This is a genomic window from Amycolatopsis sp. TNS106 (assembly GCF_019330265.1).
GTDB lineage: Bacteria > Actinomycetota > Actinomycetes > Mycobacteriales > Pseudonocardiaceae > Amycolatopsis > Amycolatopsis lurida.
Genome location: NZ_CP024972.1, coordinates 5,775,838 through 5,801,408, shown reverse-complemented (window position 1 = coordinate 5,801,408; position 25,571 = coordinate 5,775,838). Strand labels below are relative to the sequence as shown.

The 25,571-nt window shown below is 68.7% G+C and carries 20 protein-coding genes; 14 read left to right on the top strand and 6 right to left on the bottom strand.

Translation table 11 applies throughout. From position 1 onward, the window contains the following. Positions 1-43 precede the first annotated feature (43 nt). Positions 44-703 (bottom strand): hypothetical protein, encoded by a 660-nt coding sequence (locus tag CVV72_RS26255; RefSeq protein WP_219146212.1) that lies wholly within the window; start codon positions 701-703, stop codon positions 44-46. Between the two features lie 179 nt (positions 704-882). On the opposite strand from CVV72_RS26255, the gene CVV72_RS26250 reads away from it, so the two are divergent. From CVV72_RS26250 to CVV72_RS26240, 3 genes are all read left to right on the top strand, one after another. Continuing rightward, positions 883-1,188, top strand: a complete 306-nt coding sequence (locus CVV72_RS26250) for a DUF6204 family protein (protein WP_219146211.1) — start codon at positions 883-885, stop codon at positions 1,186-1,188. 150 nt (positions 1,189-1,338) lie between these two features. Further along, positions 1,339-2,364: a polyprenyl synthetase family protein gene (locus CVV72_RS26245; protein WP_219154129.1), complete on the top strand. Its 1,026-nt coding sequence runs from the start codon at positions 1,339-1,341 to the stop codon at positions 2,362-2,364. A 15-nt stretch (positions 2,365-2,379) separates the two neighbouring features. After that, positions 2,380-3,705, top strand: a complete 1,326-nt coding sequence (locus CVV72_RS26240; protein WP_219146210.1) for a hypothetical protein — start codon at positions 2,380-2,382, stop codon at positions 3,703-3,705. A 70-nt stretch (positions 3,706-3,775) separates the two neighbouring features. On the opposite strand, the gene CVV72_RS26235 is transcribed toward CVV72_RS26240, so the two are convergent. The 4 genes from CVV72_RS26235 to CVV72_RS26220 all read right to left on the bottom strand — a co-directional run bounded on the left by CVV72_RS26235 (position 3,776) and on the right by CVV72_RS26220 (position 8,250). Then, complete coding sequence (locus CVV72_RS26235) at positions 3,776-4,843, bottom strand: 2-oxoacid:ferredoxin oxidoreductase subunit beta (protein WP_219146209.1); 1,068 nt, start codon at positions 4,841-4,843, stop codon at positions 3,776-3,778. Continuing rightward, positions 4,840-6,747, bottom strand: a complete 1,908-nt coding sequence (locus tag CVV72_RS26230) for a 2-oxoacid:acceptor oxidoreductase subunit alpha (protein WP_219146208.1) — start codon at positions 6,745-6,747, stop codon at positions 4,840-4,842. Before CVV72_RS26230 ends, CVV72_RS26235 begins: the two co-directional genes overlap by 4 nt. Before the next feature lie 290 nt (positions 6,748-7,037). Next, positions 7,038-7,790, bottom strand: coding sequence for an enoyl-CoA hydratase (locus CVV72_RS26225; protein WP_219146207.1), 753 nt, complete (start codon positions 7,788-7,790; stop codon positions 7,038-7,040). A gap of 13 nt (positions 7,791-7,803) precedes the next feature. After that, a complete protein-coding gene (locus CVV72_RS26220; RefSeq protein ID WP_005151923.1) occupies positions 7,804-8,250 on the bottom strand; it encodes an Lrp/AsnC family transcriptional regulator in 447 nt (148 codons plus the stop codon). A 74-nt stretch (positions 8,251-8,324) separates the two neighbouring features. Here CVV72_RS26220 and ddaH point away from each other — a divergent pair, with 74 nt between their 5' ends. The 3 genes from ddaH (at position 8,325) to CVV72_RS26205 (ending at position 10,693) form a co-directional block, all read left to right on the top strand. After that, positions 8,325-9,170: a dimethylargininase gene (ddaH, locus tag CVV72_RS26215; RefSeq protein ID WP_219146206.1), complete on the top strand. Its 846-nt coding sequence runs from the start codon at positions 8,325-8,327 to the stop codon at positions 9,168-9,170. Between the two features lie 91 nt (positions 9,171-9,261). Beyond that, positions 9,262-9,918, top strand: a complete 657-nt coding sequence (locus CVV72_RS26210; protein ID WP_219146205.1) for a polysaccharide deacetylase family protein — start codon at positions 9,262-9,264, stop codon at positions 9,916-9,918. A gap of 106 nt (positions 9,919-10,024) precedes the next feature. Further along, entirely contained in the window at positions 10,025-10,693 is a 669-nt protein-coding gene (locus tag CVV72_RS26205) for a glycoside hydrolase family 75 protein (protein WP_219146204.1), read from the top strand. 53 nt (positions 10,694-10,746) lie between these two features. Here CVV72_RS26205 and CVV72_RS26200 read toward each other — a convergent pair whose 3' ends face one another. After that, positions 10,747-12,150, bottom strand: a complete 1,404-nt coding sequence (locus CVV72_RS26200) for an SdrD B-like domain-containing protein (protein WP_219146203.1) — start codon at positions 12,148-12,150, stop codon at positions 10,747-10,749. Positions 12,151-12,484: 334 nt separating this feature from the next. Between CVV72_RS26200 and CVV72_RS26195 the strand changes: the two genes are divergently transcribed. From CVV72_RS26195 to CVV72_RS26160, 8 genes are all read left to right on the top strand, one after another. Continuing rightward, on the top strand, positions 12,485-13,801 hold the full coding sequence (locus CVV72_RS26195) for a nucleotide sugar dehydrogenase (protein ID WP_219146202.1): 1,317 nt from the start codon (positions 12,485-12,487) through the stop codon (positions 13,799-13,801). Then, on the top strand, positions 13,782-14,969 hold the full coding sequence (locus CVV72_RS26190; protein ID WP_219146201.1) for a glycosyltransferase family 4 protein: 1,188 nt from the start codon (positions 13,782-13,784) through the stop codon (positions 14,967-14,969). Before CVV72_RS26195 ends, CVV72_RS26190 begins: the two co-directional genes overlap by 20 nt. 138 nt (positions 14,970-15,107) lie before the next feature. Continuing rightward, positions 15,108-16,388, top strand: coding sequence for an exopolysaccharide biosynthesis protein (locus CVV72_RS26185; RefSeq protein WP_219154127.1), 1,281 nt, complete (start codon positions 15,108-15,110; stop codon positions 16,386-16,388). After that, positions 16,385-18,016 carry a Wzz/FepE/Etk N-terminal domain-containing protein gene (locus CVV72_RS26180; protein WP_219146200.1) on the top strand — a complete coding sequence of 544 codons (1,632 nt, stop codon included), beginning with the start codon at positions 16,385-16,387 and terminating at the stop codon, positions 18,014-18,016. Before CVV72_RS26185 ends, CVV72_RS26180 begins: the two co-directional genes overlap by 4 nt. A 15-nt stretch (positions 18,017-18,031) precedes the next feature. After that, positions 18,032-19,927, top strand: a complete 1,896-nt coding sequence (gene asnB, locus CVV72_RS26175) for an asparagine synthase (glutamine-hydrolyzing) (RefSeq protein ID WP_219146199.1) — start codon at positions 18,032-18,034, stop codon at positions 19,925-19,927. A gap of 15 nt (positions 19,928-19,942) precedes the next feature. Further along, positions 19,943-22,111: a bi-domain-containing oxidoreductase gene (locus CVV72_RS26170; RefSeq protein WP_219146198.1), complete on the top strand. Its 2,169-nt coding sequence runs from the start codon at positions 19,943-19,945 to the stop codon at positions 22,109-22,111. Then, positions 22,111-24,057, top strand: coding sequence for an alginate lyase family protein (locus CVV72_RS26165; RefSeq protein WP_219146197.1), 1,947 nt, complete (start codon positions 22,111-22,113; stop codon positions 24,055-24,057). Before CVV72_RS26170 ends, CVV72_RS26165 begins: the two co-directional genes overlap by 1 nt. Continuing rightward, the gene (locus CVV72_RS26160) at positions 24,054-25,571 is read left to right on the top strand and encodes a right-handed parallel beta-helix repeat-containing protein (protein ID WP_219146196.1); all 1,518 of its coding nucleotides are present in this window, start codon (positions 24,054-24,056) and stop codon (positions 25,569-25,571) included. Before CVV72_RS26165 ends, CVV72_RS26160 begins: the two co-directional genes overlap by 4 nt.

Genomic DNA, 25,571 nt, shown 5'->3' with positions numbered 1-25,571 from the left:
GGCGCCCGGTGAGTCCCGGACGCCCCTTTCCCGGCGGGATGGCTTACGGAGTGGGGGAGCAGGCCGTGCGCCCGACGACCACTTCCCCGGTGATGTTCGAGGCCGGGGCGAACTTGATCCGCAGCATCGTCAGCGCGATGCTGCCGTTGCCCGGCAGTGTCTGCTCGTTGAAGATCGCTTCGGCGAGCAGGGTGCCGTTGGATTTGGTGATCGGCTTGACGTAGCCGACCGGCACCGGCGACGGCAGGGTGCCGAGCCCGGTCGCGCCGCCGTAGGTCCAGCTCGCGTTCGTGCTGGTCTGCGTGGCCGTGCAGCTGACCGAGTAGGACCTGATCTTGATCCGCGGCCCGCTCGACGAGACCAGTGCCGACAGCTCGAAGTTCTGCCCCTTGGCCTCCGACTTCGTCGTGGTCACGTCGTTCTCGGGGTCGACGAGGGTGGTCGTGCACGTCGAAGTGCCGCCACCGAACGTGATCCCGGTCCTGGTCACGACCCCGGACGAGTTGCTCGTCGGTCCCTCGACCGCGCAGTCGGCGAGCGAGGCGATCGAGATCGGCGCCGAGGTCCCCTTGGTGAAGGCGGCTGAGCCGAGTGAGGCCATGCCCGCGGGGTTCGACGCGGCGGCCGGGGACACCCCGGCGCCGAGGCCCGCCAGCAGCAGCGCGCCGACCAGGCCTGCCCGGCTTGCGATGGTGATGCGCATTCCACGTCCTCCTCACGTGACGGAGAGCGAGCCGGTTGGCCGTTCTTCCTTTGTCATCACTATCTGCGTGTCGCATTCGCCCGTTGCGTGCGTGACGGTCGTTTCACTCGACCGTGGATCATGGGCACCCATTGGATATTCGAATCCGTATCCGGATACAGATCTGTATATTCGACGTCATGCCGACTTACCGCGTCCTTGTCAACGGCAAGTTCGATCACCCCGACGCAGACACCCGTGCCCGGCTCCTCGCCGAGCTCGATCAGCACCAGGCGATGGGGTTCACCGAGGACGGCTTGCTCACTTACAGCGCGCACCTCGGCGCGTTCACCTTCCGCATCACGCTGCGGGGCGAAGAGGAGCGCGACGTGCTCGACGAAGCCGAGCTGAAGATCATGGAACTGCTGGACGCCAAGGGCTACCCGTACCGCGACGTCGCGGGCAAGGCGACCTGCATGGACGACATCAAGGTCCGCCGCCGCTGACCCGTTCGTGCCGAAGCGAGCGGGATACTCGGCGGGGGTGTCATCTTCGTCACCGTTTCCGCAGGACAGCACGTCAACAGGCCTCAGCGGGTAGCCACTACGCTGGGAGCAACCCCGAACGGTGTCAAAGAGAGCGGAGCCGACGTGTCTGTGTCTTCACCTGCCCCAGGTGGTGCCATCGAGGACCTGCGCGCGTCCGTGGGGCTCCAGATCGCCGACGAGCAGCTCCTGCGCACGCTCGCGAACGGTCTCGCCGACGTCGAGACGCTGCTCCGTGAGGTCGTCCGCAGTGACGTCAAGGCCGTCGAGGACGCGGCGTCGCACCTCGTCGAGGCGGGTGGCAAGCGTTTCCGTCCGCTGTTCACGCTGCTGGCCTCGCAGTTCGGGCCGAAGCAGGGCGACCAGGTGGTCACCGCCGCGGCGGCGGTCGAGCTGGTGCACCTCGCGACGCTGTACCACGACGACGTGATGGACGAGGCGACGATGCGCCGCGGCGCGGAGAGCGTCAACGCCCGCTGGGACAACACCATCGCCATCCTGACCGGCGACTTCCTGTTCGCGCACGCCTCGCGGCTGGTCGCCGACCTCGGCACCGACGCGGCCCGGATCATCGCCGAGACCTTCGGCGAGCTGGTCACCGGGCAGATGCGCGAGACGGTCGGCCCGGCCGACGGCGACGACGCGGTCGAGCACTACCTCACGGTCATCGCGCAGAAGACCGGGTCGCTGATCGCCACCTCCGGCCGGTTCGGCGGGATGATGTCCGGCGCGCCTGACGACTACATCGACGCGCTCCGCCGCTTCGGCGACATCATCGGGACGGCGTTCCAGATCTCCGACGACGTCATCGACATCGCGTCCGCTTCGGACGAGCTCGGCAAGGCGCAGGGAACCGACCTGCGCGAAGGCGTCCGCACCCTGCCGATGCTGTACGCGCTGGCCGACCCGGCCACCGACCCGCGCCTGGTCGAGCTGTTGTCGGGCCCGATCTCCGACGACGCACTCGTCGCCGAGGCCCTGGACCTGCTGCGCGCCTCGTCCGGACTCGAACGCGCACGCGAAACTCTTTCCGACTACGCTCGTCGGGCGCGTGCCGAGCTCGCGGCGCTGCCCGCGTCGCCCGCCCGGGACGCCTGCGAATCGGTCGCCGACTACCTGGTCGCGCGAACGCATTGACAAAGGGCAGGTTAGATGTCCATTTTCGGACAGGTTTGGCTGTGGAGTCTGCTGGCGTTCGTCGTCGGCGCGCTGCTCACCTGGCTGGTGCTGGTGCTCCCGGCGCGCAAGCGCATCCGTGAGCTGGAAAGCTCGCTGGCCTCCGCGCACGCCGAGACGTCGAGACTGCCGGCCGGGGTGAGTCTCGGCGCGGGCGCGGCGGCCGTCGCCGGCGGGACCGCGTATCTCGCGAAGCCGTCGCACGACGAGCTGGACGAGGAGTTCGCGGCCGTTGAGGAGCCGAAGCCCGCGTACCCCGAGACGCTCACCGAGCAGGAGCCCGCGCAGCAGTGGACCGAGCCTGCCGAGGAGCCCGTCAAGGACGTCCACGAGGACGTTCACGAGGAGCCGGAGCACTCTTCGACGCAGGTCTTCGAGCCCGAAGAAGAGTACGAGGCCGAGTACCGCACCGCGCCCCAGCCGGACCCGGAGCCCGAGCCTGACCAGGAGCACCCGGCCGAGCGGACGCAGTACATCCCGGCGGCCCTGCCGGAGCCGGAGCCGGAACCCGAGCCGCAACCCGAGAACCCGTACGTCGCCGCGGCGACCGACTACCTTCAGCCCGCCTCGCAGCTTGAGGTCGAGCCGGAGCCGGAGCCGGAGCCGGAACCCGAGCCGCAGCCGTCCTTGCCGGGCGAGGGGCCGTACCGGTCCCGCCTGGAGATGCAGCTGGACCCCGAAGGCGCGGAGACGCAGCCGGAGCCGGTTTCGCTGTTCAACCCCGCGTCGCGCGTGGAGACCGAGCAGGCCCCCGTCGAGACCAACTGGTTCGAGCGGGAAGAGGAGCTGCACGACCCGACGCCCGCGTACGCCTTCGGTTCCGACGAAGAAGCGAAGGGCGGTCTCCTCGACTCGGAGCCCGAGACGCCCGCCGAAGCCACCCAGGTGCTGCCCAAGCGCACGCCGCGCGGCGCGGTGCGCGGTGGTTTCGAGCCGCCGCAGCCGATCCAGCCGTCGATGCGGGCGATCGAACGTCGTGAGCCGGAACTGTCCGGTGGGCAGAGCGGTTCGCTGTTCGAGCCCGCCGTCCAGCCCGGCGACGCGATGCCCGCCCCGGAGCCCCCGCCCGCGCGGCAGGTCGCTCCGGTGACGGAGTCCGTCCCGCCCGGTCCGTTCGGCCCCGGCTCGGCGATGCCGCGGCCGGGCGGTGGCCGTCCCGCCGATGACTTCGCGGTCAAGGCCAGCGTGACCGCCTTGCGGTACTGCACGGAGGAATCGCCGCAGTTCCCGAAGATGGTCGCGGAGGTCTGGTTCCGCTCCGCCGCCGACGCTGAGCGTGTGGGCTTCCGACCTCTCACCTGATGAAGCGCGTGAAGGCCCCCTTCCCTCGGCTCAGCCGAGGGAAGGGGGCCTTCACGCGCTTGAGGACCGGCTAGCTGACGACGGTCCAGGTGTCCTTGCCGCGCAGCAGCCCCTGCAGATCGGGCTTGCGGGCGGCCTGGGCCTCCGCGACCTGGGCGCGCGCCTGGTCGTCGTAGGTGGGCCGCTCGACCTGCCGCAGGATGCCGGTCGGCACGTGGTTCAGGTTCTGGTCGCCGATCCGCGAAAGCGCGAAAGCGTACGAGGTGTCCTCGATCGCGGGGTCGTGCACGACGAGGTTCTCCTCGCCGATGTTCGCGACCTTCCCGACCTCCAGGCCGGCCCAGCCGCTGCGCGTGACCCCGTATTCACCCTGCGGCCCGAACTTGATCGGCTCGCCAGCCTGCAGCGGGATGAGCCGGGTCGCGGCCTCGTCCTTGTCCTTGAGGACGTCGAAGGCGCCGTCGTTGAAGATCGGGCAGTTCTGGTAGATCTCCACCAGCGCCGACCCGCGGTGCTTCGCGGCGGCCTCCAGCACCTCGGTCAGGCCCTTGCGGTCCGAGTCGAGCGCGCGGCCCACGAACGACGCCTCGGCGCCGATCGCCAGCGAAAGCGGGTTGAATGGGGTGTCGACCGAGCCCATCGGGGTGGACTTCGTGACCATGCCCGGCCCGGACGTCGGCGAGTACTGGCCCTTCGTGAGGCCGTAGATCCGGTTGTTGAACAGCAGGATCTTGATGTTCACGTTGCGGCGCAGCGCGTGGATCAGGTGGTTGCCGCCGATGGACAGCGCGTCGCCGTCACCGGTGACGACCCACACCGAGAGGTCGGGCCGCGCGGTCGCGAGCCCGGTCGCGATCGACGGCGCCCGGCCGTGGATCGAGTGCATGCCGTAGGTGTTCAGGTAGTACGGGAACCGTGACGAGCACCCGATTCCCGAGATGAACACGATGTTCTCGCGCTTGAGGCCGAGCGTCGGCAGGAACGACTGCACGGCGTTGAGCACGACGTAGTCACCGCAGCCGGGACACCAGCGGACCTCCTGGTCCGACTTGTAGTCCTTCGCCTTCTGCGGTTCGGTCTCGGTCGGCACAAGGTCCAAGCCGCCGAGGGTGGGGATCCCCAGATCGATCGCGGTCACTTCGTCCCCTCCGTACTGGTGATGATCTCCGTGAAGACGCCTTGCAGCTCTTCGGCCTTGAAGGGCAGCCCGGCGACCTTCGTGTACGACTTCACGTCGACGAGGTACTTGGCCCTCAGGAGCATCGAGAGCTGTCCGAGGTTCATTTCGGGGACGACAACGGTGTCGTACGAACGGAGTACGTCGCCGAGGTTGCCCGGGAACGGGTTGAGATGACGCAGATGCGCCTGCGCAATCGGCATGCCGTCCTTGCGGACCCGGCGGCACGCGGCGCCGATGGGCCCGTAGGACGACCCCCAGCCGAGCGCCAGCACCCGTGCCTTGCCGCCGCTCGGGTCGTCGACGACGAGATCCGGGACGTCGATACCGTCGATCTTGGCCTGGCGCAGGCGGACCATCTTGTCGTGGTTGTCGGGGTCGTAGGAGATGTGGCCGGTCTTGTCGGCCTTCTCCAGCCCGCCGATGCGGTGCTGCAGCCCGGCGGCGCCCGGCACCGCCCACGCGCGGGCGAGGGTTTCGGGGTCACGCACATACGGCCAGAATTCCCCGGAACCGTCCTCCGCATTCGGCTCGGTGGCGAATTCCACGCGCAGATCCGGCAGGTTCTCGACGTCCGGGATCAGCCACGGCTCGGAGCCGTTCGCGATCGCGCCGTCCGACAGCAGGAACACCGGGGTGCGGTACTTCAGCGCGATCCGGGTGGCCTCCATCGCCGCGTCGAAGCAGTCGGCGGGGGACAGCGGCGCGACGATCGGCACCGGCGATTCGCCGTTGCGGCCGAACATCGCCTGCAGCAGGTCGGCCTGTTCGGTCTTGGTCGGCAGGCCGGTCGACGGGCCACCGCGCTGGACGTCGATGACGACCAGCGGCAGTTCGGTCATCACCGCGAGACCGATGGCCTCGGACTTCAGCGCGACACCGGGCCCGGAGGTCGAGGTGACGCCCAGCGCGCCGCCGTAGGAGGCGCCGAGCGCGGCGCCGATACCGGCGATCTCGTCCTCGGCCTGGAAGGTGAGGATGCCGTAGTTCTTGTGCTTGGACAGCTCGTGGAGGATGTCCGACGCCGGGGTGATCGGGTACGTGCCCAGCAGGATCTGCAGGCCGGACTGCTGCCCGGCGGCGACCAGCCCGTACGCCAGCGCGGTGTTGCCGGTGATCTGGCGGTACGTGCCCTGGTTCAGTTTCGCGGGCGCGACCTCGTACGTCGTCGCGAACGACTCCGTCGTCTCGCCGTAGTTCCAGCCCGCGTGGAAGGCCAGGATGTTGGCCTCGGCGATGTCGGCCTTCTTCGCGAACTTCTCGCGCAGGAAGCGTTCCGTGCCCTCGGTCGGCCGGTGGTACATCCACGAGAGCAGCCCGAGCGCGAACATGTTCTTCGCGCGTTCGGCGTCCTTTTTGGACAGTCCGGTGGCTTCGAGCGCGCCTCTGGTCAACGTCGACATGGCCACCCGGTGGACTTGATAGGCCGAAAGGGTGTCGTCGTCGAGCGGGTCGTTCTCGTAACCGACCTTGACCAGGTTCCGCTTCGTGAACTCGTCGGTGTTGAGGATGATCGTCCCGCCGGTCGGGACGTCGGCGAGGTTCGCCTTCAGCGCGGCGGGGTTCATGGCGACCAGGACGTCCGGCCGGTCGCCCGGGGTCAGGATGTCGTAGTCGGCGAAGTGCACCTGGAAGCTCGAGACGCCGGGGATGGTGCCCTGCGGCGCGCGGATCTCCGCGGGGAAGTTCGGCATGGTCGACAGGTCATTGCCGAAGGCGGCCGCTTCGGAGGTGAACCGGTCGCCCGTCAGCTGCATGCCGTCACCGGAGTCACCGGCGAACCGGATGACCACCCGGTCCAGCTTGGCGACCTCGGTGGGCCTGACGGCCGACAAGGAGCCGTTGCCGTTCGCACTCGTGCTCATAGGTCAGGGATTCCCTCTCTCCCGACGTGCGTCGTCCCCGGCCATGCCGGAGTTCGGCGTGCCTCGCCCGGCGATGTCGGCCAGGTCACAGGTGCCATGTCCCGAGGTTAGTCCTCGGGACACTTTCCAGGTTGCCGTAAAAACGGTCTGGACCTACTCCTCGAGTGTCCTGAGCTCGGCGCTGAGCGGGGATTATCCGGTTTATCTGTTACCGATGGTAACGGTCGGCGATGCGGCCCGATTGTGAGCCGTATCTCCTTCCAGCGTAGTGAAGTCCGGTCGAGGAACGGTCATCGGCCGGTAATGGCCGCGCGCAACTCGGTGAGTCGTTCGGCGAACGCGGGGCCGGTGAGCGACGCGATCTGCGGCTCGATCTCCGCGTCGACGGCGGCCGAATGGTCGGTCAGTCCCGCGGTGTGCCGGAGCGTGCGCTTGGTCGCCAGAAGGACGTCGCGCGGGGCGCCGACGGCGGGTTTCGCCAGTTCACGGGCCGCCTCGACCAGGTCCCCTTCGACGAGCCGGAGCGCGAGCCCGCATTCGACAGCGGCTTCGGCGCCGACGACTTCACCGAAGAGCGTCATCGCCGCCGCCTTCTGCGGGCCGACGAGCCGCTGGATCATCCACGTCATCCCGCCGCCGGGATGGATGCCCAGATCGAGAAATCTGGCCACGAATTTGGCCTTCGGTCCCACGATGCGGACGTCCGCGGCGAGTGCGAGGTTCAGTCCGGCCCCCACGGCGGCGCCGCCGACCGCGGCGATCGTCGGAAGTGAACACCGCGCCACCGAGAGGAATCCGTCGTAGATCGCGCGGAGCCCGTCTTCCCTGGCGCCGGCGAGCGTGTCCAGATCGGCGCCCGCGCAGAACGCCGGCGGTGCGCCGGTGATGACCAGAGCGTGGACACTTTCGTCGGCTTCGGCGCGTGAAACAGCCTCGGCCAGCTGCGCGGAGAGGTCGAGCGTCAGGGCGTTGCGGGTCGCGGGAGCGTCGATGGTGAGCACGGTGACGCCGCCGTCGTGGCTGGAGCGGATCTGATCGGTCACGGGATCGAGGGTGTCACGCTTCGGGCGTCGGTGGGCGCTCCAACAGCCGGGACAGGACGACGGTGGACACCGTGCGGTCGACGATCTCCAGGCCGCGCAGCCGCTCCAGCGCGGTCTCCAGATGGTGGATGTCCGACGCGCGCAGATGGACGATCGCGTCGGCCGCCCCCGACACCGTGTACGCCGCGACGACCTCCGGCAACGGCTCCAGCCGGGCGCGGATCCGCGCCGGGGTGATGTTGCCGTTGCAGGTCATCTCGACGAACGCCTCGGTGCCCCAGCCCAGCGCCTCCGGGTCGACGACCGCGGTGAACCCGCGCAGGACCCCGGTTTCGAGCAGTCTGTCGACCCGCCGTTTCACCGCGGGCGCGGACAGGCCGACGACCTTGCCGATGTCGGCGTAGCTGGACCTCGCGTTGGCCATCAGGCATGAAACGATTCGCTGGTCGATGGTGTTCACACGCAATGTTTAGCAGGTATATGCGCAGCGAACAGCGATTGATTGCGGAATTAGGTAAGCCTTACCCTTCGGGTATGCCGGAACTGGAGCAGCAGCCCCGTGTACCCACGACGCGCCGCTACCTCATGTGCCCGCCGCGGTACTTCGCGGTGGACTACGTCATCAACCCGTGGATGGACCCGTCGGTCCCGGTCAGCGTCGACACCGCGATGGCGCAATGGACCGAACTCCGCGACACCTATCGGCGCCTCGGCCACACCGTCGAGGAGATCGATGCCCAGCCAGGGCTGCCCGACATGGTGTTCGCCGCGAACTCCGGCACCGTCGTCGACGGCCGTGTCCTCGGCTCGCGGTTCCGCGCGCCGCAGCGCACCGCCGAGGCCGAGCACTTCCGCCGCTGGTTCGTCGAGCACGGCTACCGCGACATCACCATGCCCGAGAAGATCAACGAAGCCGAGGGCGACTTCGCGTGGACCGGCAAGGTCCTGCTCGCCGGTACCGGCTTCCGGACGGACCCGGCCGCGCATGCCGAAGCGCAGGAGGTCCTCGGTGTCCCGGTCGTGTCGCTGCGGCTGATCGACCCGAGCTACTACCACCTCGACACCGCGCTGTTCGTGCTCGCCGAGGCCACCGACACCACGTCCGCCCAGATCGCCTACTTCCCGGAGGCCTTCTCGGCCGGGTCGCGAAAGGTGCTGGAGCGGATGTTCCCGGACGCGGTAATCGCGAACCGGGCCGACGCGGAGTGTTTCGGCCTGAACGGGGTGTCCGACGGCCGCAACGTCGTTCTGCCGGTCGAGGCGACCGGATTGGCGGCACGGCTGACCGAACGCGGCTACGAGGTCGTCTTCCTGGACATTTCCGAGCTCAGGAAGGCGGGCGGCGGCCCGAAGTGCTGCACCCTGGAGATTCGCAAGTAACCCGTTCGTGGACACCTTGCGGGATCATGTAACTACTCCGTTCGCCAACTCGATTAATCGGGAAACACACTCGGTCCCGAATGAGGCGCGGATGGTGATCCTGGCGATAGGCGGCGTGGGCAGGCCCGTGCGCGCGCTGGATCCCGGTGAAAACGAATCATGGGTGACGGTCGAACAGTTCGAGCGGGTGCTCGACACCGTGGCCGGACGCGAAGACGTCGGCCTCACGTTCGACGACGGCAACTCCTCGGACGTCGAGATCGCGCTCCCCAGGCTGGTGGAGCGCGATCTCACGGCCGAGTTCTTCCCGCTGGCGGGCCGGATCGGGCAGCGGGGTTTCCTCGACGCCGACGGCCTTCGCGAGCTGGTCGAGGCGGGCATGTCGATCGGTTCGCACGGCTGGGAGCACCGCGACTGGCGGCGGCTCGACGACCGGAACGCCCGGCGTGAACTGGAAACCGCGCCGAAACTGCTCGCGGACTTGAGCGGGAAACCCGTGCGCGCCTACGCGCCGCCGTTCGGCGCCTACGACCGGCGGGTGCTCAGCAGGCTCCGGCGTTCCGGCGCGACGAGGGTCTATACGACCGAAGGTGGCACTGCTTCGCGCGACGGCTGGCTGCGGCCGCGGATCGAGGTGCGGCACGACGTCGACCAGGAGTGGATCGACAGTGTGCTCGGTGAGCGGGAAGGGCTGTACCGCCGAGCGGGACGGCTCATGGCGCGGGTCGCCAGGCTTGCCCGCTTTTGACCGGTTTTCTTTGTGCAGTGGGAAAATAACCCTTGAGCGGAATCGACCGCGAAGGCATTCTGAGCACCCTCGGTAAAGAAGTTTTATTAACAAAGGGGTGCTCGGTATGCGGAAACTGCTCCTCTTATCGGCGATGGTGATGGCCGCGGGGCTGACCCCCGCGGCGACGGCCGTGGCTTCCCCCTCGACACAGGCGGCCCCGACCGCGCAGCAGTTGCTGGCGAAGACCACCACCTGCAAGCAGGTGTCGAACGGCAAGTACAAGACCGACGAAGAAACCGGCCGGACCATCGCGGTCTGCGACGCGGGGAGCGCCGTTTTCTGGAAGGCCGACATGGACGTCGACTGCGATGGGCAGCCGACCGCGCGGTGCAACAAGAACACCGACCCGTGGTTCCAGGACGGCACCGCGTACCCGCGCTCCGACGGCAAGGCGCTGATCGCCGACCAGACGCCCTACGTCGTCGTGCCGAGCATCAGCAGCACGTGGAACTTCGAGAAGGCGGGCCTCAAGGGCGCCGGCTCGTGCGCGGTGATCTACAACGACAAGGTGCTCTACACCGTCATCGGCGACACCGGCCCGAAGGACATCATCGGCGAGGCGTCTTACGCGGCCGCGAAGGCGCTCGGGATCAACCCGGACCCGAAGAACGGCGGCGTCGACTCGGGCGTGACCTACATCTGCTTCAAGAACTCGAAGGTGTCGCCGATCGAGGACAACGGGAAGTCGGCCTCGGTCGGGCAGAGCCTGGCGGCGAAGTTCGTTCAGGGCTGAGCGGAAGTCGACGGCCCCGGGAGCCTTCGCCCCGGGGCCGTCCGAGCGGATGATCAGCGCGGGACCACGTGCAGGGTCCACTGGCCGGGGTTGTAAGGCGGTGCGACGACCTCGACGGTCTCGCCGGACGTGCTCGTCCGCCATGGGCCGAGTATCGAGAGCCGGTATTCGCCGACCGCGACGTTGGTGAAGGTCAGGAAGCCGTTGGCGTCGGTCTTGGCGAGCGACACGAGCTTCTTGTCGATCGTGCTCAGGGCGACGGTCGTGTTCGCCACTCCTTCGCCGGGGTCGATCCGATGATCACCGTTCTTGTCGTGCCAGAGCCGGCCGCGGGAGTCGGCCCTGGCGCCCGGCACCTTCGCGTTTTGGTAGGCATACGGCCCGGAACTCAAGGAGTTGTCGTTGTCGAACCAGCAATCGAGCCCGGTCTCACCGTAGGCGCCCGCCCTCGCGGGCACCTTGCCGGCGACCTTCAAGACCACGCTTTGCCCAGGAGCGACCTTGCCGGCCTTGTTCACGTAACTGAACGCGCCCCACTGGGTTTGCGGGACCTCCAAACCCCGTTCGAAGCCGCCCGGGTCGCAGCCCGCGTACAGGCCGGTGACTTCGCGGGTTCCGACGTTCGTCAGCGTCACCGTGGCCGTCGCGGTCTCGCCCACCGCGTAGCTGGCCTTGTCGAGCGCGATCTTCGCGCTCAACGAGTCCGTCAACGGGCGGATCGCCCTGCCCTCGAGCGCGGTGTTCTGCCCGCTGCCGTCCACTCTCAGGCTCGGCGGGTATTCGGTCACCCAGCCGTCCGGAAGCTTCTCGAAGTGCCACGAGATGTTGGAACCGACCGGGACGGCAGCAAAGGAGAATCGACCTTCGGCGTCGGTGATCGCGACGAGGTGCCCGGACATACCCGGACCGATCAGACGAGCTTCGGCACCGGCAAGCCCCTCGCCGGGCGAGAGCTTGCCGTCCTCGTCGCGGTCGCCGTAGAGCACCCCGGCGACACGGTCGGTGGTGTCGGGCGACAGCAGCCCGACTGTGGTCCGGCTGCGGTTGTCCGAGTAGTCGGCCTCTTCCGGGCTGCTCACATCGATGGTGAGCACCGGGTTGCCCTCGGTGAGGGTGTACACGCTGCCCTTGAGCGTGTACACCCTGCTCTCGCCCGGCGCGTAGGTCGCGCCGTCCGCGGAGCGGAGGTCGCCCCAGGAAGCTTCGTCGAAGGTGAAGTAGGCGCCGGACTCACGGTCGCCGTACCCCTTGACCTGATTCGCCGTCGTGTCACCGATGTTGGCGACCGTCACCTCGATCGGAATGGCGTCACCCGGCAGCCAGCGTCCCTCCTGGGCTTTGGCCGTCACCTTGATGTTCGGGCCGGTGGCGGCGTACGCGGGCACTGCGGTTGCCAGGCCGGCGACCATGAAGGCCGTGGTCAACGCGCCGATCGTGCGCAGCGACGTTCTTCGCATGGTGTTCCCCCAGTCTCGCCTGGTGCGCGCCCGTCTCCCACGGGCGCTCCCGGCGATCGTCGACGAAGCGAACCTAAAGTCCGGATCATCCGGGAGGGTAGAGCGGAACATTCCGGTGCCGTGGCCGGGCAACCGGGAGGGCGTTTCACGCGTGTACGAGGGATCGAGACGAAACCCTTACGCGCTTCCTGTAGCGTTTCGCGCCCCGCGGACGATGAGTAATTCCCTTGCCGCACAGGCATTCCGCCAAAAGCAGGCGAACGACGGACACCGGTAACGAACCCGGCCCTCCCGCCGACCAACGGGCAGCGGAATGCGGCTGGAGGAATTCGTCATGAAGATCAGTGTCTTCGGGCTCGGTTACGTCGGTTGCGTGTCGGCGGCGTGCCTTGCCGGACGCGGGCACGAGGTCGTCGGGGTCGACGTGAACCCGGTGAAGATCGAACTCGTCGCCAGCGGCAAGGCGCCGGTGGTCGAAGAGCGGATCGGGGAACTGACCGCGGAGGTGGTCGCCGCGGGCAAGCTGAGAGCGACGACCGACGTGAGACAGGCGATCGCGGACAGCGAAGTCTCCCTCATCTGCGTCGGTACCCCGTCGGCGCCGAACGGCAGCCTGTCGACGGCGTTCCTGGAGCGTGTCGCCGAGGAAATCGGCGAAGCGCTCAAGACCAAGACGCAACGGCACACCGTCGTCTTCCGCAGCACCATGCTCCCCGGCACCTGCCTGGATCTGCTCGTCCCCATCCTCGAGAAGTCGTCCGGCCGCACCGCGGGCGTCGACTTCGGCGTTGCGGTGAACCCCGAGTTCCTGCGCGAGGGGAGCAGCGTCAAGGACTTCTTCGACCCGCCCAAGACCGTCATCGGCGAGCTCGACGCGGCCAGTGGTGACGTCGTCGCAGCGCTGTACGAAGGCCTTCCCGGCGAGGTCTTCCGCGTCCCGATCCCGGTCGCCGAGATGACGAAGTACGCCGACAATTCCTTCCACGGGCTCAAGATCGGCTTCGCGAACGAGCTCGGCGCGATCTGCCGGGCGCTGGGGCTCGACTCGCATCAGGTGATCGACGTCTTCCTCGCCGACCGCAAGCTCAACATCAGCCCCGCCTACCTCCGCCCCGGGTTCGCCTTCGGCGGCTCGTGCCTCCCCAAGGATCTGCGCGGCCTGGTCTACGCCGCGCACCGCGCGGACGTCGCCGTCCCGATCCTGTCGCACGTGCTGCCCTCCAACGACGAACACCTCCAGCGTGCCTTCGATCTGGTCGCGCGCACCGGGAAACGCAAGATCGGCCTGTTCGGCCTCTCGTTCAAACCCGGCACCGACGACCTGCGCGAGAGCCCGCTGGTCGAACTTGCCGAGCGCCTGCTCGGCAAGGGGTACGACCTCCGCATCTACGACGCCAACGTCAGCCTTTCGCGGCTGATCGGCGCGAACCGCGAGTACATCGAGGGCAGGTTGCCGCATCTCGGCCAGCTGCTCGCCGGCTCGGTCGGCGAGGTCGTCGACCACGCCGAGGTCTGCCTCATCGGCTCCACCGATCCGGAGGTCCTCGCGGCCCTCCCGGCGGGTGGCGGCCACACCATCATCGATCTCGTCCGCGTACCCGACGCCGACCGTCGCCGGGCTGAAGAGGGATATGTCGGTCTTGCCTGGTAAAGCTCTCATCCTCGTCGAGAACCTCTCCGTCCCCTTCGATCGCCGCGTCTGGCAGGAGTGCCAGACGCTTCGCGACGCCGGCTGGGAAGTCCACGTCATTTGTCCACAAGGGACGAAGCGGGACACCGAAGCCGAGGTCACCATCGACGGCGTCCACATCCTGCGGTACCCGCTGAAGGCCGCGACCGGTGGTCCGGCCGGGTACGTCCAGGAGTACGGCTCGGCGCTGTGGCACACGCTGCGCCTCGCCCGCAAGGTGGGCCGGGTGGACGTCGTGCACGCCTGCAACCCGCCGGACCTGCTGTTCCTCGTCGCGCTGTACCTCAAGCGCCAGGGCGCGAAGTTCATCTTCGACCAGCACGACCTCTGCCCCGAGCTGTACCTTTCGCGCTTCGACCGCGGGGAGGACTTCCTCTACCGCGCGGTCTGCGCGCTGGAGCGCCGCACCTACAAGACGGCCGACGTCGTCATCGCGACCAACGAGAGTTACAAGGACGTCGCCGTGAAACGCGGCGGCAAGTCGCCGGACGACGTCTTCGTCGTGCGCAGCGCGCCCGTGGTCGAGCGGTTCCACCTGGTTCCGGCCGAGCCCGAGCTGAAGAAGGGCAAGCCGCATCTGCTGGCGTACCTCGGCGTGATGGGCCCGCAGGACGGCGTCGACTACGCCTTGCGCGCGCTCGCGTCACTGCGGGACGAGGTCGGCCGCAGGGACTGGCACGCCGTGTTCATCGGCTCCGGCGACGCTTTCGACGCCATGGTGGCGTTGTCCAAGGAACTGAAGCTCGACGACCAGGTCGAGTTCACCGGCCGGATCTCCGACGAGGACCTGCTGCGCTACCTGTCCTCGGCCGACGTCTGCCTTTCGCCGGATCCGCTGAACCCGCTCAACGACGTGTCGACCATGAACAAGATCATGGAGTACATGGCGATGAGCCGTCCGATCGTGTCCTTCGAACTGCGGGAGGCCAGGGTTTCGGCCGGAGAGGCCGCCCTGTACGCCCCGGCGAACGACGAGCCGGAGTTCGCGAAGCTGATCGCGCATCTGCTCGACTCGCCGGATCAGCGGGCCGCCATGGGTGAGCTGGGACGGGCGCGCGTCGCCGGTCCGCTGTCGTGGGAGAACTCCCAGAAAGCCCTGCTCGCGGCCTATGCGGCCGCGGTCCGGTGATCGACTTCCCGGTCGCGTTTTGAACAAGAGTCGGGAAACCCTGTAACCAACGCGGTGGCCGGTCCGACGGGATTCATGCACACCCCCACGCACCGGACGGAGATCCCGGCTTTGACTGACGACACGGTGCGCCTGTCCATGATCGGACAGGTCTTGCGCGGGCGATGGCGGACCTTGCTGGTCCTCGCCGTGCTCGGCGCCCTGCTCGGCGCGGGATCGTCGGTGATCCTTTCGCCCGGCTACACCACGACGTCCAGCGTGCTGCTGCAGGGCCCACGCGAGGCGGACGAACTGCTCACCCAGGCCGAGGTGGCGACCAGTTCGGTCGTCCTCGACCGGGCCGCGGCCGGGCTCGGCGACGGGATGACCGGCGCGGAGCTGCGGGACAAGGTGGCCACCTCGGTCGCACAGGGCAATGTCATCACCATCGAGGCCACCGGTGACACCGCCGAACAGACGCAGCGGATGGCAGACCAGATCGCGAGCGAGTTCGTGAAGTACTCGACGCAGATCATCGCCGGTTCCGGTGACGCGGCGGTCCAGCTGGCGCAGGAACGCCGCGAGACGCTGCGTCAGCAGGTCCAGCAGACGAACCAGCGCATCAGCGAACTCTCCGCGAAGGTCAATGAAGGCAAGACGACCGTCGAGAGCGTCCAGCTCCGCACCGAACTGCAGGGCCTGCGCTCGTCGATCGAATCGGCGATGTCCAGTTTGAACGCGGCCGACACGGCCAGCGGCCTCGGCAACATGGTCGTCCTCGGCTCGGCCGAACTGCCGTCCTCGGCGGCGGCGCCCACGCTCCCGCAGCTCGCCCTCGGCGGCGCGGTGCTGTTCTTCCTCATCGGCCTGTTCGGTCACCTCTTCACCGCCCGCACCGACCGGCGGCTGCGGGACGAGGAGGAGATCGCCGCGGCGATCGGCGGCCCGGTGCTCGCCACCTTCGACGCCGTGGAGCAGCCGTCCGACGGCACCACGTTGCGGGCCAAGCTTCTCCGTGACGATCGGCCGTGGAACGTCCCGCGGGTCGACGTCTTCGCCGACGAGATCGGCTCCGAAGTCCTGTACCGGCGCCTGATCTCCCGGCTGCCGCACCGGCGGCTGCTCGTGGTCGCCGCCGACGGCGATCGTGCCGGGCAGGCGGCCGCCGAACGGCTCGCCGCGCTCGCCGACCGGTGGTTCACCGTCGTGACGGTGTCCCCGGCGCGGCCCATCGTCACGGACACCGGCGCGGACGGGGTCCTCGTCGTGACGAGCCTCGGCTCCAGGTCTGCCTGGGAGCTGGTCGGGATCGCCGAAGCCGTCGCCGACGCCGGTCTCGCCATGGTGGGCACCGTGCTGATCCGGCCGGTCCGGCCGACCCGCACCCGGCCCGGCACATCCGCCCCGTCCGACCACGAAGCCCTGGCAGGTACCGCGTGACCAGCGCCGAAAAAGCGAAGTCAGAGCCGCTCGTCGACCTGCAGCGGCTGGTCGTCTCGGTACGGAGACGACGTCGGCTGTGGGTGGCCACCGCCCTGCTGGGCCTGATCGCCGGCGGGCTGGTCGCGATGCTGATGCCGTCGCCGCCCACCGCGGTCGCGCAGATCCTCGTGATCCACCCAGACGACTCGCCGACCGACAGCGGAACCCTGATGCGGACCGACGTCGCCGTGCTGGAGACGACGAAGACCGCGGGCGAGGCGCTCAAGAAGCTGAACAGCACGCAAGCGCCGGAGGAGTTCCTCAAGGACTACGAGGGGCTCGGCCTGACGAACAACGTGCTCCAGCTGACGGTCAAGGGCAAGACCAGGGACGAGGCGCTGGCCCGCGCTCAGGCGATTTCGGAAGCCTTCATCGCCGAGTACGTCGGCCGCAACCAGGCGGCCGCGGCGGCGCAGCAGAAGGCCCTGCTCGACCAGCGCAATCAGGCCCAGAACGAGCTCACCCCGATCGAAGCGTCGATCGTCACCGAAGAGGCCAAGGGCCGCAACGCCAACCCCGCTCAGCTGGAGCGGCTGTACTCGCGCCGCGCGGAGCTGACGTCCAAGATCTCCGACTACGACGGCCGCGCGCAGGAGGCGGGCATCGGCACGCCGAAGGTCGCCGCCGGGACACAGATCGTGGACGCGCCGCGGATCCTGCCGCATTCGCTGCTCAAGACCCTCGCCACCGACGCCGGGATCGGCTTCGCGCTGGGATTGCTCGCCGGACTGGGCCTCGCGGCCGTCACGAGCGTGGTGAAGGACCGGCCGGTGCTGCGCCGCGAGATCTCGCGGCACCTAGGCGCCTCGGTGATCGCGCAGCTGCCCGATCCGCCGCGTTTCCTGCGGCGGTCCCAGGCGGAGACCGGGCGGCGGCGGGTCGCGGCCACCCTGGTCCGCGCCGTCCGGCAGGAGGGCGGCTCGGTGTCGCTGCTCGACCTCGGCGCCCGCCGGGTCACCGCCGCGCTCGCCGTCGACATGGCGCGCGAGCTGGCCGAGAAGGGGCCGGTCTCGCTCGTCGACGACCTGCCGAAGACGAACCTCCGCGAGCTGGCAGGGGAAGGCCCGATCCAGGTACTGGACCGTGGTGACGTCCCGATGGCCGCGCAGGAACGGCGCATCGGCGTCGGCTCGATCGAGCCCGGCACGGCGTGGACCGATCTCGAATTCCTCGGTGCGGAGACGATCCTCGTCGTGCGCGCGGGGCACGCGAACACCGAATGGCTGCACACCGTCGCCCGTCAGCTGGCGGACCGGCGGATCCCGATCATCGGCGTCGTCGTGGTCGACCCGGATCCGCGCGACCACACCGACGGGACGCTGTGGGACGGCCTGCACACCGCGTTGCGCGGTCGCGCCGGTGCCGTGCCCGAGCGCAAGGCCCCGCCGGAACGACGGGCGCCGCGACCGGTGGTGAAGCCGGTCGAGAGGGTCGCCACGCCCGCGCCGAAGCCGGTCGAGATGTTCCCGCGGGAGAAGAAGAACGGACGGCGGCATCCGACCCCGTACAAACGCGCCGACGACAACGCCGATCAGCCGACCAAACGATTCAAGCCTGTGTCACCGGATAACGCCGAAGCCTTGTAAGGGGAGCGACAGCAGATGTGCGGCATCGCAGGGGCCTACTTCTGGCCGGACGGGGGACCGCTCACCGATCGGCTGACCAAGACACTCGCCCACCGGGGGCCGGACGGTTCCGGCAGGTACGACCACGGAGAGGTCCACTTAGGACACCGACGGCTGTCGATCGTCGACCTGACCGAAACCGGCGCGCAGCCGATGGTCAAGGACGGGCTGGCGCTGACCTACAACGGCGAGCTGTACAACGCGCCGGAGCTGCGGAAGGAACTCGAAGCCACCGGTGTGCGCTTCCGGGGCACGTCCGACACCGAGGTCCTGCTGGAAGCTTGGCGCGCGTGGGGCACCGAGGGCTTGCACCGGCTGCGCGGCATGTTCGCGTTCGGTGTCTTCGACGAGCGGTCCGGCGAGCTGGTGCTGGTCCGCGACCAGCTGGGGATCAAGCCGTTGTTCCTGGTGCGTCGCGGCAAGGGCGTCGCCTTCGCGTCCGAGCTGAAGGCGCTGGCCGCCGAACTGGGCGGCTCGCTGACCGTCGACGACACCGCGCTCGTCGCTTCCCTGCTCTACTACTGGGTCCCGGACGGCCGCTGCGCGTTCAAGGAGGCCGAGAAGCTGCCGCCGGGGAGCTGGGCGCGGTTCCGGCCGAACGGCGACGCCGAGCGCGGCACCTTCTGGTCGTTGCGCCAGGTCGCCGAGGAAGGCGCCGCGTATGAGGGCGAGTTCGACCTCAACGCCGTCATCGAAGACTCCACGCGCAAGCATCTGATCGCGGACGTGCCGGTCGCGACGTTCCTCTCCGGCGGCCTCGACTCCAGCTACCTGACCGCGCTCGCCGCTCGTGAACGGCCGGGGATCTCCGCGTACACCATCGGTTTCCGGGCCGAGGACGCGAAGTTCGAGGCGATGCCGGACGACCTGATGTACGCGAAGAAGGTCGCCGCGAAGTTCGGCGTCGACCTGCACGAGATCGAGATCGCGCCGCAGGTGCTGGATCTGCTGCCGCGCATGACGTATCACCTCGACGAGCCGATCGGCGACCCGGCGGCGATCAACAGCTACCTGATCTGCACCGCGGCCCGCGAGGCGGGCGTCAAGGTGATGCTCTCGGGTATGGGCGCCGACGAGCTGTTCGCCGGATACCGCAAGCACCTCGCGAACACGCTTGCCGTGCGGTACCAACGGGTTCCCGGCCTCGTGCGGCGGCCCGTCGAGTCCCTTGTGGACAGACTGCCGGTGGCGACGTCGAAACGGGGATTCCGGTCGGTCCGCTTCGCCAAGCGGTTCCTCTCGTTCGCGGAGCTGCCCGAGGAGACCGCGTTCCGGCGCAGCTACACGATGTACGACCAGGCGGAACTGGTCGGCCTGCTGAACCCGGACCTCGCCGGCGCGGTCGACGACGTGATCACCGAACATGCGGACACCTATCACGACAACACGTTGTCAGACTTCGTGAACCGCATGTGTCTCGCCGACTCCCGGCTCTTCCTGCCGGGGCTCAACCTCGCCTACACCGACCGGTCCAGCATGGCGGCCTCCACCGAGGTGCGGACGCCGTTCGTCGACATCGAGGTCGTGAAGGCCGCGTTCCGGATCCCCGGCGACCGGAAGATCGTGAAGCGCCAAGGGAAGATGGCGCTCAAGGAAGCGGCGCTGTCGATCCTTCCCGCCGAGATCGTGCACCGGCCGAAGGGCCTGTTCAGCGCGCCGCTGCGGGCCTGGATGAGCCGCGACCTCGCGCCGCTGGTGCGCGAGGTGACGAACGAAGGTGAATTGGTGAAGGCCGGGTTCCTCCGTCGTGAGGCCTTGCAGAAGCTCGTCGACGAAGACGCGTCCGGGCAGCAGGACCGGTCGAAGCATCTCTGGCACATCTTGACCCTCGAGTACTGGTATCGCGGCGCCGTTTCGGCCCGGACCCCCTGATCGCTGAGGAGCGACGTGAAGCAGGTAGTGCAGAACTACAAGAGCGGGGAGCTGGCGCTCCTCGACGTCGAAGTGCCCGCGTGCAAACCGGGGGGTGTGCTGGTCCGCACCGCCTATTCGCTGATCTCCACCGGCACCGAGATGATGAAGGTGTCCGAGGCGAGCCTTTCGCTGGTGGGCAAGGCGAAGGCCCGGCCGGATCAGGTCGCGAAGGTGATGCAGAGCGTCGCGACGAACGGGCTGGGCGCCACGTACCGCAAGGCGATGAACAAACTCGACTCGTACACGCCGCTGGGATACTCGCTGTGCGGCGTCGTCGAGGAGGTCGGCGCGGGCATCGACGACGTCGCCGTCGGGGATCACGTGGCCTGCGCGGGGAACGAGCACGCGCTGCACGCGGAACTGAACTGGGTGCCCAAGAATCTGTACACCAAGGTGCCCGACGGCGTCGACCCGCGGCACGCCGCGTTCGGCACGGTCGGCTCGATCGCGATGCAGGGGGTCCGCCAGGGCGAACCGCAGATCGGCGACATCGCGCTGGTCATCGGGCTCGGCCTGATCGGCCAGCTGGTCGTCCAGCTGCTGGTCGCCTCCGGGGTCCGCGTGGTCGGCGTCGACCCGGATCCGGCGCGCTGCGCGCTCGCCGAACGGCTCGGGGCGCTGAAATGCGGGGATCCCGGCTCCGGCGTCATCGACACCGCGGTCGCGGAGATCAGCTCCGGGCACGGCGTCGACCAGGTGTACCTCGCCGCGGGCGGCAGCACGAACGAGCCGGTGGAGCTGGCCGCGAAGCTGGCCCGCGACCGCGGCCGGGTGATCGACATCGGCAAGTGCTCGCTGAACCTGCCGTGGAACGCCTACTACGAAAAGGAACTCGACGTCCGGTTCTCCCGTTCGTACGGCCCCGGCCGCTACGACCCGGAGTACGAACTCGAAGGCCGCGACTACCCGATCGGCCAGGTCCGCTGGACCGAGCGCCGCAACCTGGAATGCGTCGTCGACCTGATGGGCAGCGGCCGTCTCGACGTCGAGCCGCTGATCTCGCACGTCTCGGCCTTCTCCGACGCCGTGGAGACGTACCGGAAGCTGAACGAGGGCGAACTCAAGGCCGTCGCGGTGCTGTTCGAGTACGAGAAGCGCGCCGCCACCACCACCGAGCCCGTCACCGAGGTTTCGCTGCCCAAGCCCGTCACGAGCCGCGCGGTGCCGAAGCTCGACAGCTTGCGGATCGGCTTCATCGGCGCCGGCAACTACGCGTCCTCGATGCTTCTCCCGCATCTCGTGGAGATGGAGTACCTCGACCTTTTCGAAGTCGTCACCACGTCCGCGCTCTCGGGTGCGAACGCCAAGCGCAAGTTCGGCTTCGCCCGCGCCTCCACCGACGTCGACGCGATGCTCGAAGACGACTCGATCCACGCCGTGTTCATCGTGACCAGGCACAGCTCGCACGCCGAACTGACCAGGCGCGCGCTGCTCGCGGGCAAGGCCGTCTTCGTGGAGAAGCCGCTCGCGCTGTCGGAGAAGGAACTGGAGGTCGTGCTCGGCGCGATCGAGGAATCCGGGAACGACCGGCTGCAGGTCGGCTTCAACCGCCGATTCGCCCCACTGCTGAACGAGTCGGTGCGCCAGTTCGGCCCGCGGATCGGCCCGGCTTCCGTGCGGTACCTGGTCAACGCCGGGCAGCTCGACGCGAACAGCTGGTACAACCAGGCCGACAGCGAGGGTTCGCGCTTCGCGGGCGAGGGTGGCCACTTCATCGACACGGTCAGCTGGCTGCTCGGCTCCGACCCGGTCTCCGTGTACGCCACCGCGACCCCCGGTCACCAGGACCTGCAGATCCTGCTGCGCTACCCGGACGGCTCGACCGCGTCGATCGCGTACACCACCAGTGGTTCGTCGGCGTTCCCCAAGGAGACGATCGATCTCACCGCCGACGGCAAGGTGCTGAAGTTCGACGACTTCGCGCGCGCGTCGGTGTTCGGCCGCAAGAAGTGGGCGAGTTCGCGCATCCCCAAGGGCCGGGACAAGGGGCAGGCGGCCGAACTCGAAGCGTTCGTCGACGCGCTGAGCACCGGGGTCGCGATGCCGGTCTCGGTCGAGTCGCTCGTTTCGACGACGCTGGCCACGCTCGCGGTCAACCGCAGCCTGGAAACCGGGATGCCGGTCCGGATCGGACTCGGCTGATGGATCCGTCCTGGTACCTCCGGAGACTGTCGAGGATGGGGCCCGCCGAGATCGCGGGCCGGGTCACCGACGTCGTACGCAAACGCCAGTGGCGCGGGGTCGCGGGGGAGAAGGCGGCTTGGCTGCCGGACCGCCGGTTCGCGACGGTGCCCGGCGAGGACGTCCTCGCCGCCGTCTCGGGCGAGGCGGTGAAGGATCTGCTCGTCGCCGCCGACCGGTTGATGGACGGGCGCGCCGAGTACTTCGGCGTCGAACGGGACGACCTCGTCGCCCCGGACTGGTCGTACGACCCGAAGACCGGCCGCCGCGCACCGTCCGACGTGTACTCCTTCGACATCCCGTACCGGAGCGAGGACGCCGTCGGCGACATCAAGCAGATCTGGGAGCCGTCGCGGCACCAGCACCTCACCGTGCTGGCCGCCGCGTACGCCCTGACCGGCGAGGACCGGTACGCCGAACGCGTGGCCGCGCACCTGAAGTCGTGGTGGGCGGCCAACCCGCCCATGCGCGGGGTGCACTGGGTCAGCGGGATCGAACTAGGCATCCGGCTGCTGTCGTGGGTGTGGGTCCGGCGCCTGCTGGACGGCTGGGCACGGACTCCGGCGTTGTTCGAGGACAACCCCGTGGCGCTCGGCCAGATCTGGCACCACCAGCGCTGGCTGGCGGCGTTCCCGAGCCGGGGTTCGTCGGCGAACAACCACGTGATCGCCGAGGACGCGGGGCAGCTCGCCGCGGCCTGCGCGTTCGCCTGGTTCCCGGAATCCGCCGGGTGGCGGGACACGGCGCTCGCGTCACTCGACAAGATGTTGCGGCACAACACCTTCGACTCCGGCCTCAACCGGGAACTCGCCACCGAATACCACGGGCTCGTGCTGGAACTGGGGTTCGCCGGGGCGCTGGAGGCCAAGGCCGCCGGGGTCGCGGTGCCCGAATCGATCTGGCTCGTGCTGCTCCGGATGACCGACGCTCTGGCATCCATTGTGGACGATCAGCTGCGCCCACCGAGGCAGGGTGACGCGGACGACGGCTTCGGGCTCATCGTCGATGGCGACGAGACGAGCCGCTGGGCGTCGCTGCTCGACACCGGATCCGTCCTTTTCGGACGGTTGGACTGGTGGCCGGAGACGCCGGGCGGGGACGTCCGCACGCAGCTCTTCTCCGCGCTGGCCATGGACATCCAGGTAGACGCGCGGCGGCCGGTGCGGCGGCGGGACGACTTCGCCGACGCCGGGATGACCATTCTGCGGGACGGTGCGATCTGGTGCCGTTGCGACGGCGGGCCGCACGGCTTCCTGTCCATCGCCGCCCACGCGCACGCGGACGCGCTCTCGGTGGAGGTCCGGCACGACGGTGTCGACATCCTCGCCGACCCCGGAACCTACTGCTACCACGGCGAACCGAAGTGGCGGTCGTACTTCCGGTCCACGGCCGCGCACAACACGCTCGAACTCTCCCGCGCCGACCAGTCCGTTTCCGGCGGGCCGTTCCTGTGGACGAAACACGCCGCGACCACCGTGATCGCGGCGGGCACGCCGTCACGCTGGAGCGCGGAACACGACGGCTACGCGCCGTCGGTCCACCGGCGTTCGGTGGAGCTGAACGGCACTGAACTGCGGATTCTCGATGAGGTTCGCGGCGGCGAGGCGCGGTGTTGTCGTCTCGCGTTCCACCTCGGACCCGCCGTCGAGGTCGCCTTGACCGGCAGCAGCGCCGCCCTGTCGTGGACGGTCGACGGCCAGGACAGGGCTGCCACACTCGAGCTCCCGCCGGAACTCACCTGGTCGGCGCATCGCGGCGAGACCGCCCCGCCGATGGGCTGGTACTCGGCCGGGTTCGGCCGCCGCGAGCCCGCGTGGACCCTGCTCGGCGGTGGAACCGCCGCCGACGGGGCGACGTTCACCAGCGTGCTCACCTTCGAATCAGGTAACGAGGATCCACCATTGTGATCGCACGACCGCACCGCCTCCGCCGGGCAGCGCTTCTGGCGCTGCTCGGCTCGTTGACGCTCACCGCCTGCACGACCCCGGCCGACGAGCCGGGACCGGATCCGGGCAAGCCGCCGTCCTTCGCGCAGGTGTGCGACAGGCTGCCGGAGGGCCCGGCCGAAGCGCCGGCGGGGGCGGTGAAGATCGACCCTGCGGTGCCGGGTGATCTCGCCACGAAGACCCGCTCGAACCCGGCCGGGACGACGTTCTGGCTGGCACCGGGGACGCACAGACTCGGTGACGACCGCTACGACCAGGTCAACCCGAAGCCGGGCAACGTCTACCTCGGTGGTCCGAAGGCGGTCCTCGACGGCCGGAAGATCAACCAGTACGCCTTCTCCGGCGACGCCGCCGACGTCAGGATCCGCAACCTGACCGTCCAGGGTTTCGCCGCGCCGCACGACGAAGGCGTGGTCAACCACGACTCGGCCGACGGATGGGTCATCGAGCACAGCACCGTCCAGGACAACGACGGCGCGGCGCTGATGGCGGGCGCGCGGCAACAGGTGCGAGGGAACTGCCTGCGGCGCAACGGGCAGTACGGGATGAACGCCTACGCGCAGAACAACAAGATCACCGGCCTCGTCGTCGAGGGCAATGAGATCACCGGCAACAACACCGGCGATTGGGAAGCCAAGATCGACGGCTGCGGCTGCTCCGGCGGGATCAAGTTCTGGTCGGTCGACGGCGCCGACGTCACCGGCAACTGGGTGCACGACAACCGCGGCGTCGGCTTGTGGGCCGACACGAACAACAACGACTTCCGCATCGAGGCCAACGTCATCGAGAACAATGACGGCTCGGCGCTGATGTACGAGACCAGCTACAACGCCGTCATCGCCGGGAACACCATCCGCCGCAACAACTGGGTGGACGGCAAGCGCTACATCGACCGCGGCGACAGCTTCCCGGTGGCGTCGATCTACGTGTCCGAATCCGGCGGCGAGCCGAGGGTGAAGGCGCGGACGGACAAACTGGAGATCTCCGGGAACACGTTCGAGAACAACTGGAACGGCGTCACCCTGTGGGAGAACTCCGACCGGTTCTGCAACAGCCCGGCCAACACGTCGTCCGGCTCCTGCACGCGGCTGGTTCCGGAGCAGGCGAAATGCGCGCAGCCGGCGATCGCGTCGGGCGGCTTGAACGCCGACTGCCGGTGGAAGACCCAGCGCGTCGAGATCCACCACAACCGGTTCGTGCTCGACCCGGCCGTCGCGGGCTGCGAGGAGAGCTGCGCGCGGATCGCGATGCTCGCGAACTTCGGCACGTATCCGGACTGGTCGCCGTACAAGGGCGAGGTCGTCCAGCAGGCGATCACGTTCCACCAGGGCAACCGGCTCTACGACAACGTCTACTCCGGGCCTTGGAACTTCGTCGCGTTCGAGCCGAGCCGGGTCCTGGGCTTCGGCGAGTGGCAGGGCGCGCCCTACAAGCAGGACCAAGGCAGCAAACTGACCCGTGCGGGAGGTGGCTGA

Bases quoted from the DNA above. Each gene is read 5' to 3' on its own strand.
- ddaH (WP_219146206.1), top strand. From the start codon at position 8,325: ATGCCGGAACTGGAGCAGCAGCCCCGTGTACCCACGACGCGCCGCTAC.
- CVV72_RS26230 (WP_219146208.1), bottom strand. From the start codon at position 6,747: ATGAGCACGAGTGCGAACGGCAACGGCTCCTTGTCGGCCGTCAGGCCC.
- asnB (WP_219146199.1), top strand. From the start codon at position 18,032: ATGTGCGGCATCGCAGGGGCCTACTTCTGGCCGGACGGGGGACCGCTC.
- CVV72_RS26250 (WP_219146211.1), top strand. From the start codon at position 883: ATGCCGACTTACCGCGTCCTTGTCAACGGCAAGTTCGATCACCCCGAC.
- CVV72_RS26190 (WP_219146201.1), top strand. From the start codon at position 13,782: ATGTCGGTCTTGCCTGGTAAAGCTCTCATCCTCGTCGAGAACCTCTCC.
- CVV72_RS26185 (WP_219154127.1), top strand. From the start codon at position 15,108: ATGATCGGACAGGTCTTGCGCGGGCGATGGCGGACCTTGCTGGTCCTC.
- CVV72_RS26165 (WP_219146197.1), top strand. From the start codon at position 22,111: ATGGATCCGTCCTGGTACCTCCGGAGACTGTCGAGGATGGGGCCCGCC.
- CVV72_RS26205 (WP_219146204.1), top strand. From the start codon at position 10,025: ATGCGGAAACTGCTCCTCTTATCGGCGATGGTGATGGCCGCGGGGCTG.
- CVV72_RS26210 (WP_219146205.1), top strand. From the start codon at position 9,262: ATGGTGATCCTGGCGATAGGCGGCGTGGGCAGGCCCGTGCGCGCGCTG.
- CVV72_RS26200 (WP_219146203.1), bottom strand. From the start codon at position 12,150: ATGCGAAGAACGTCGCTGCGCACGATCGGCGCGTTGACCACGGCCTTC.
- CVV72_RS26255 (WP_219146212.1), bottom strand. From the start codon at position 703: ATGCGCATCACCATCGCAAGCCGGGCAGGCCTGGTCGGCGCGCTGCTG.
- CVV72_RS26195 (WP_219146202.1), top strand. From the start codon at position 12,485: ATGAAGATCAGTGTCTTCGGGCTCGGTTACGTCGGTTGCGTGTCGGCG.
- CVV72_RS26240 (WP_219146210.1), top strand. From the start codon at position 2,380: ATGTCCATTTTCGGACAGGTTTGGCTGTGGAGTCTGCTGGCGTTCGTC.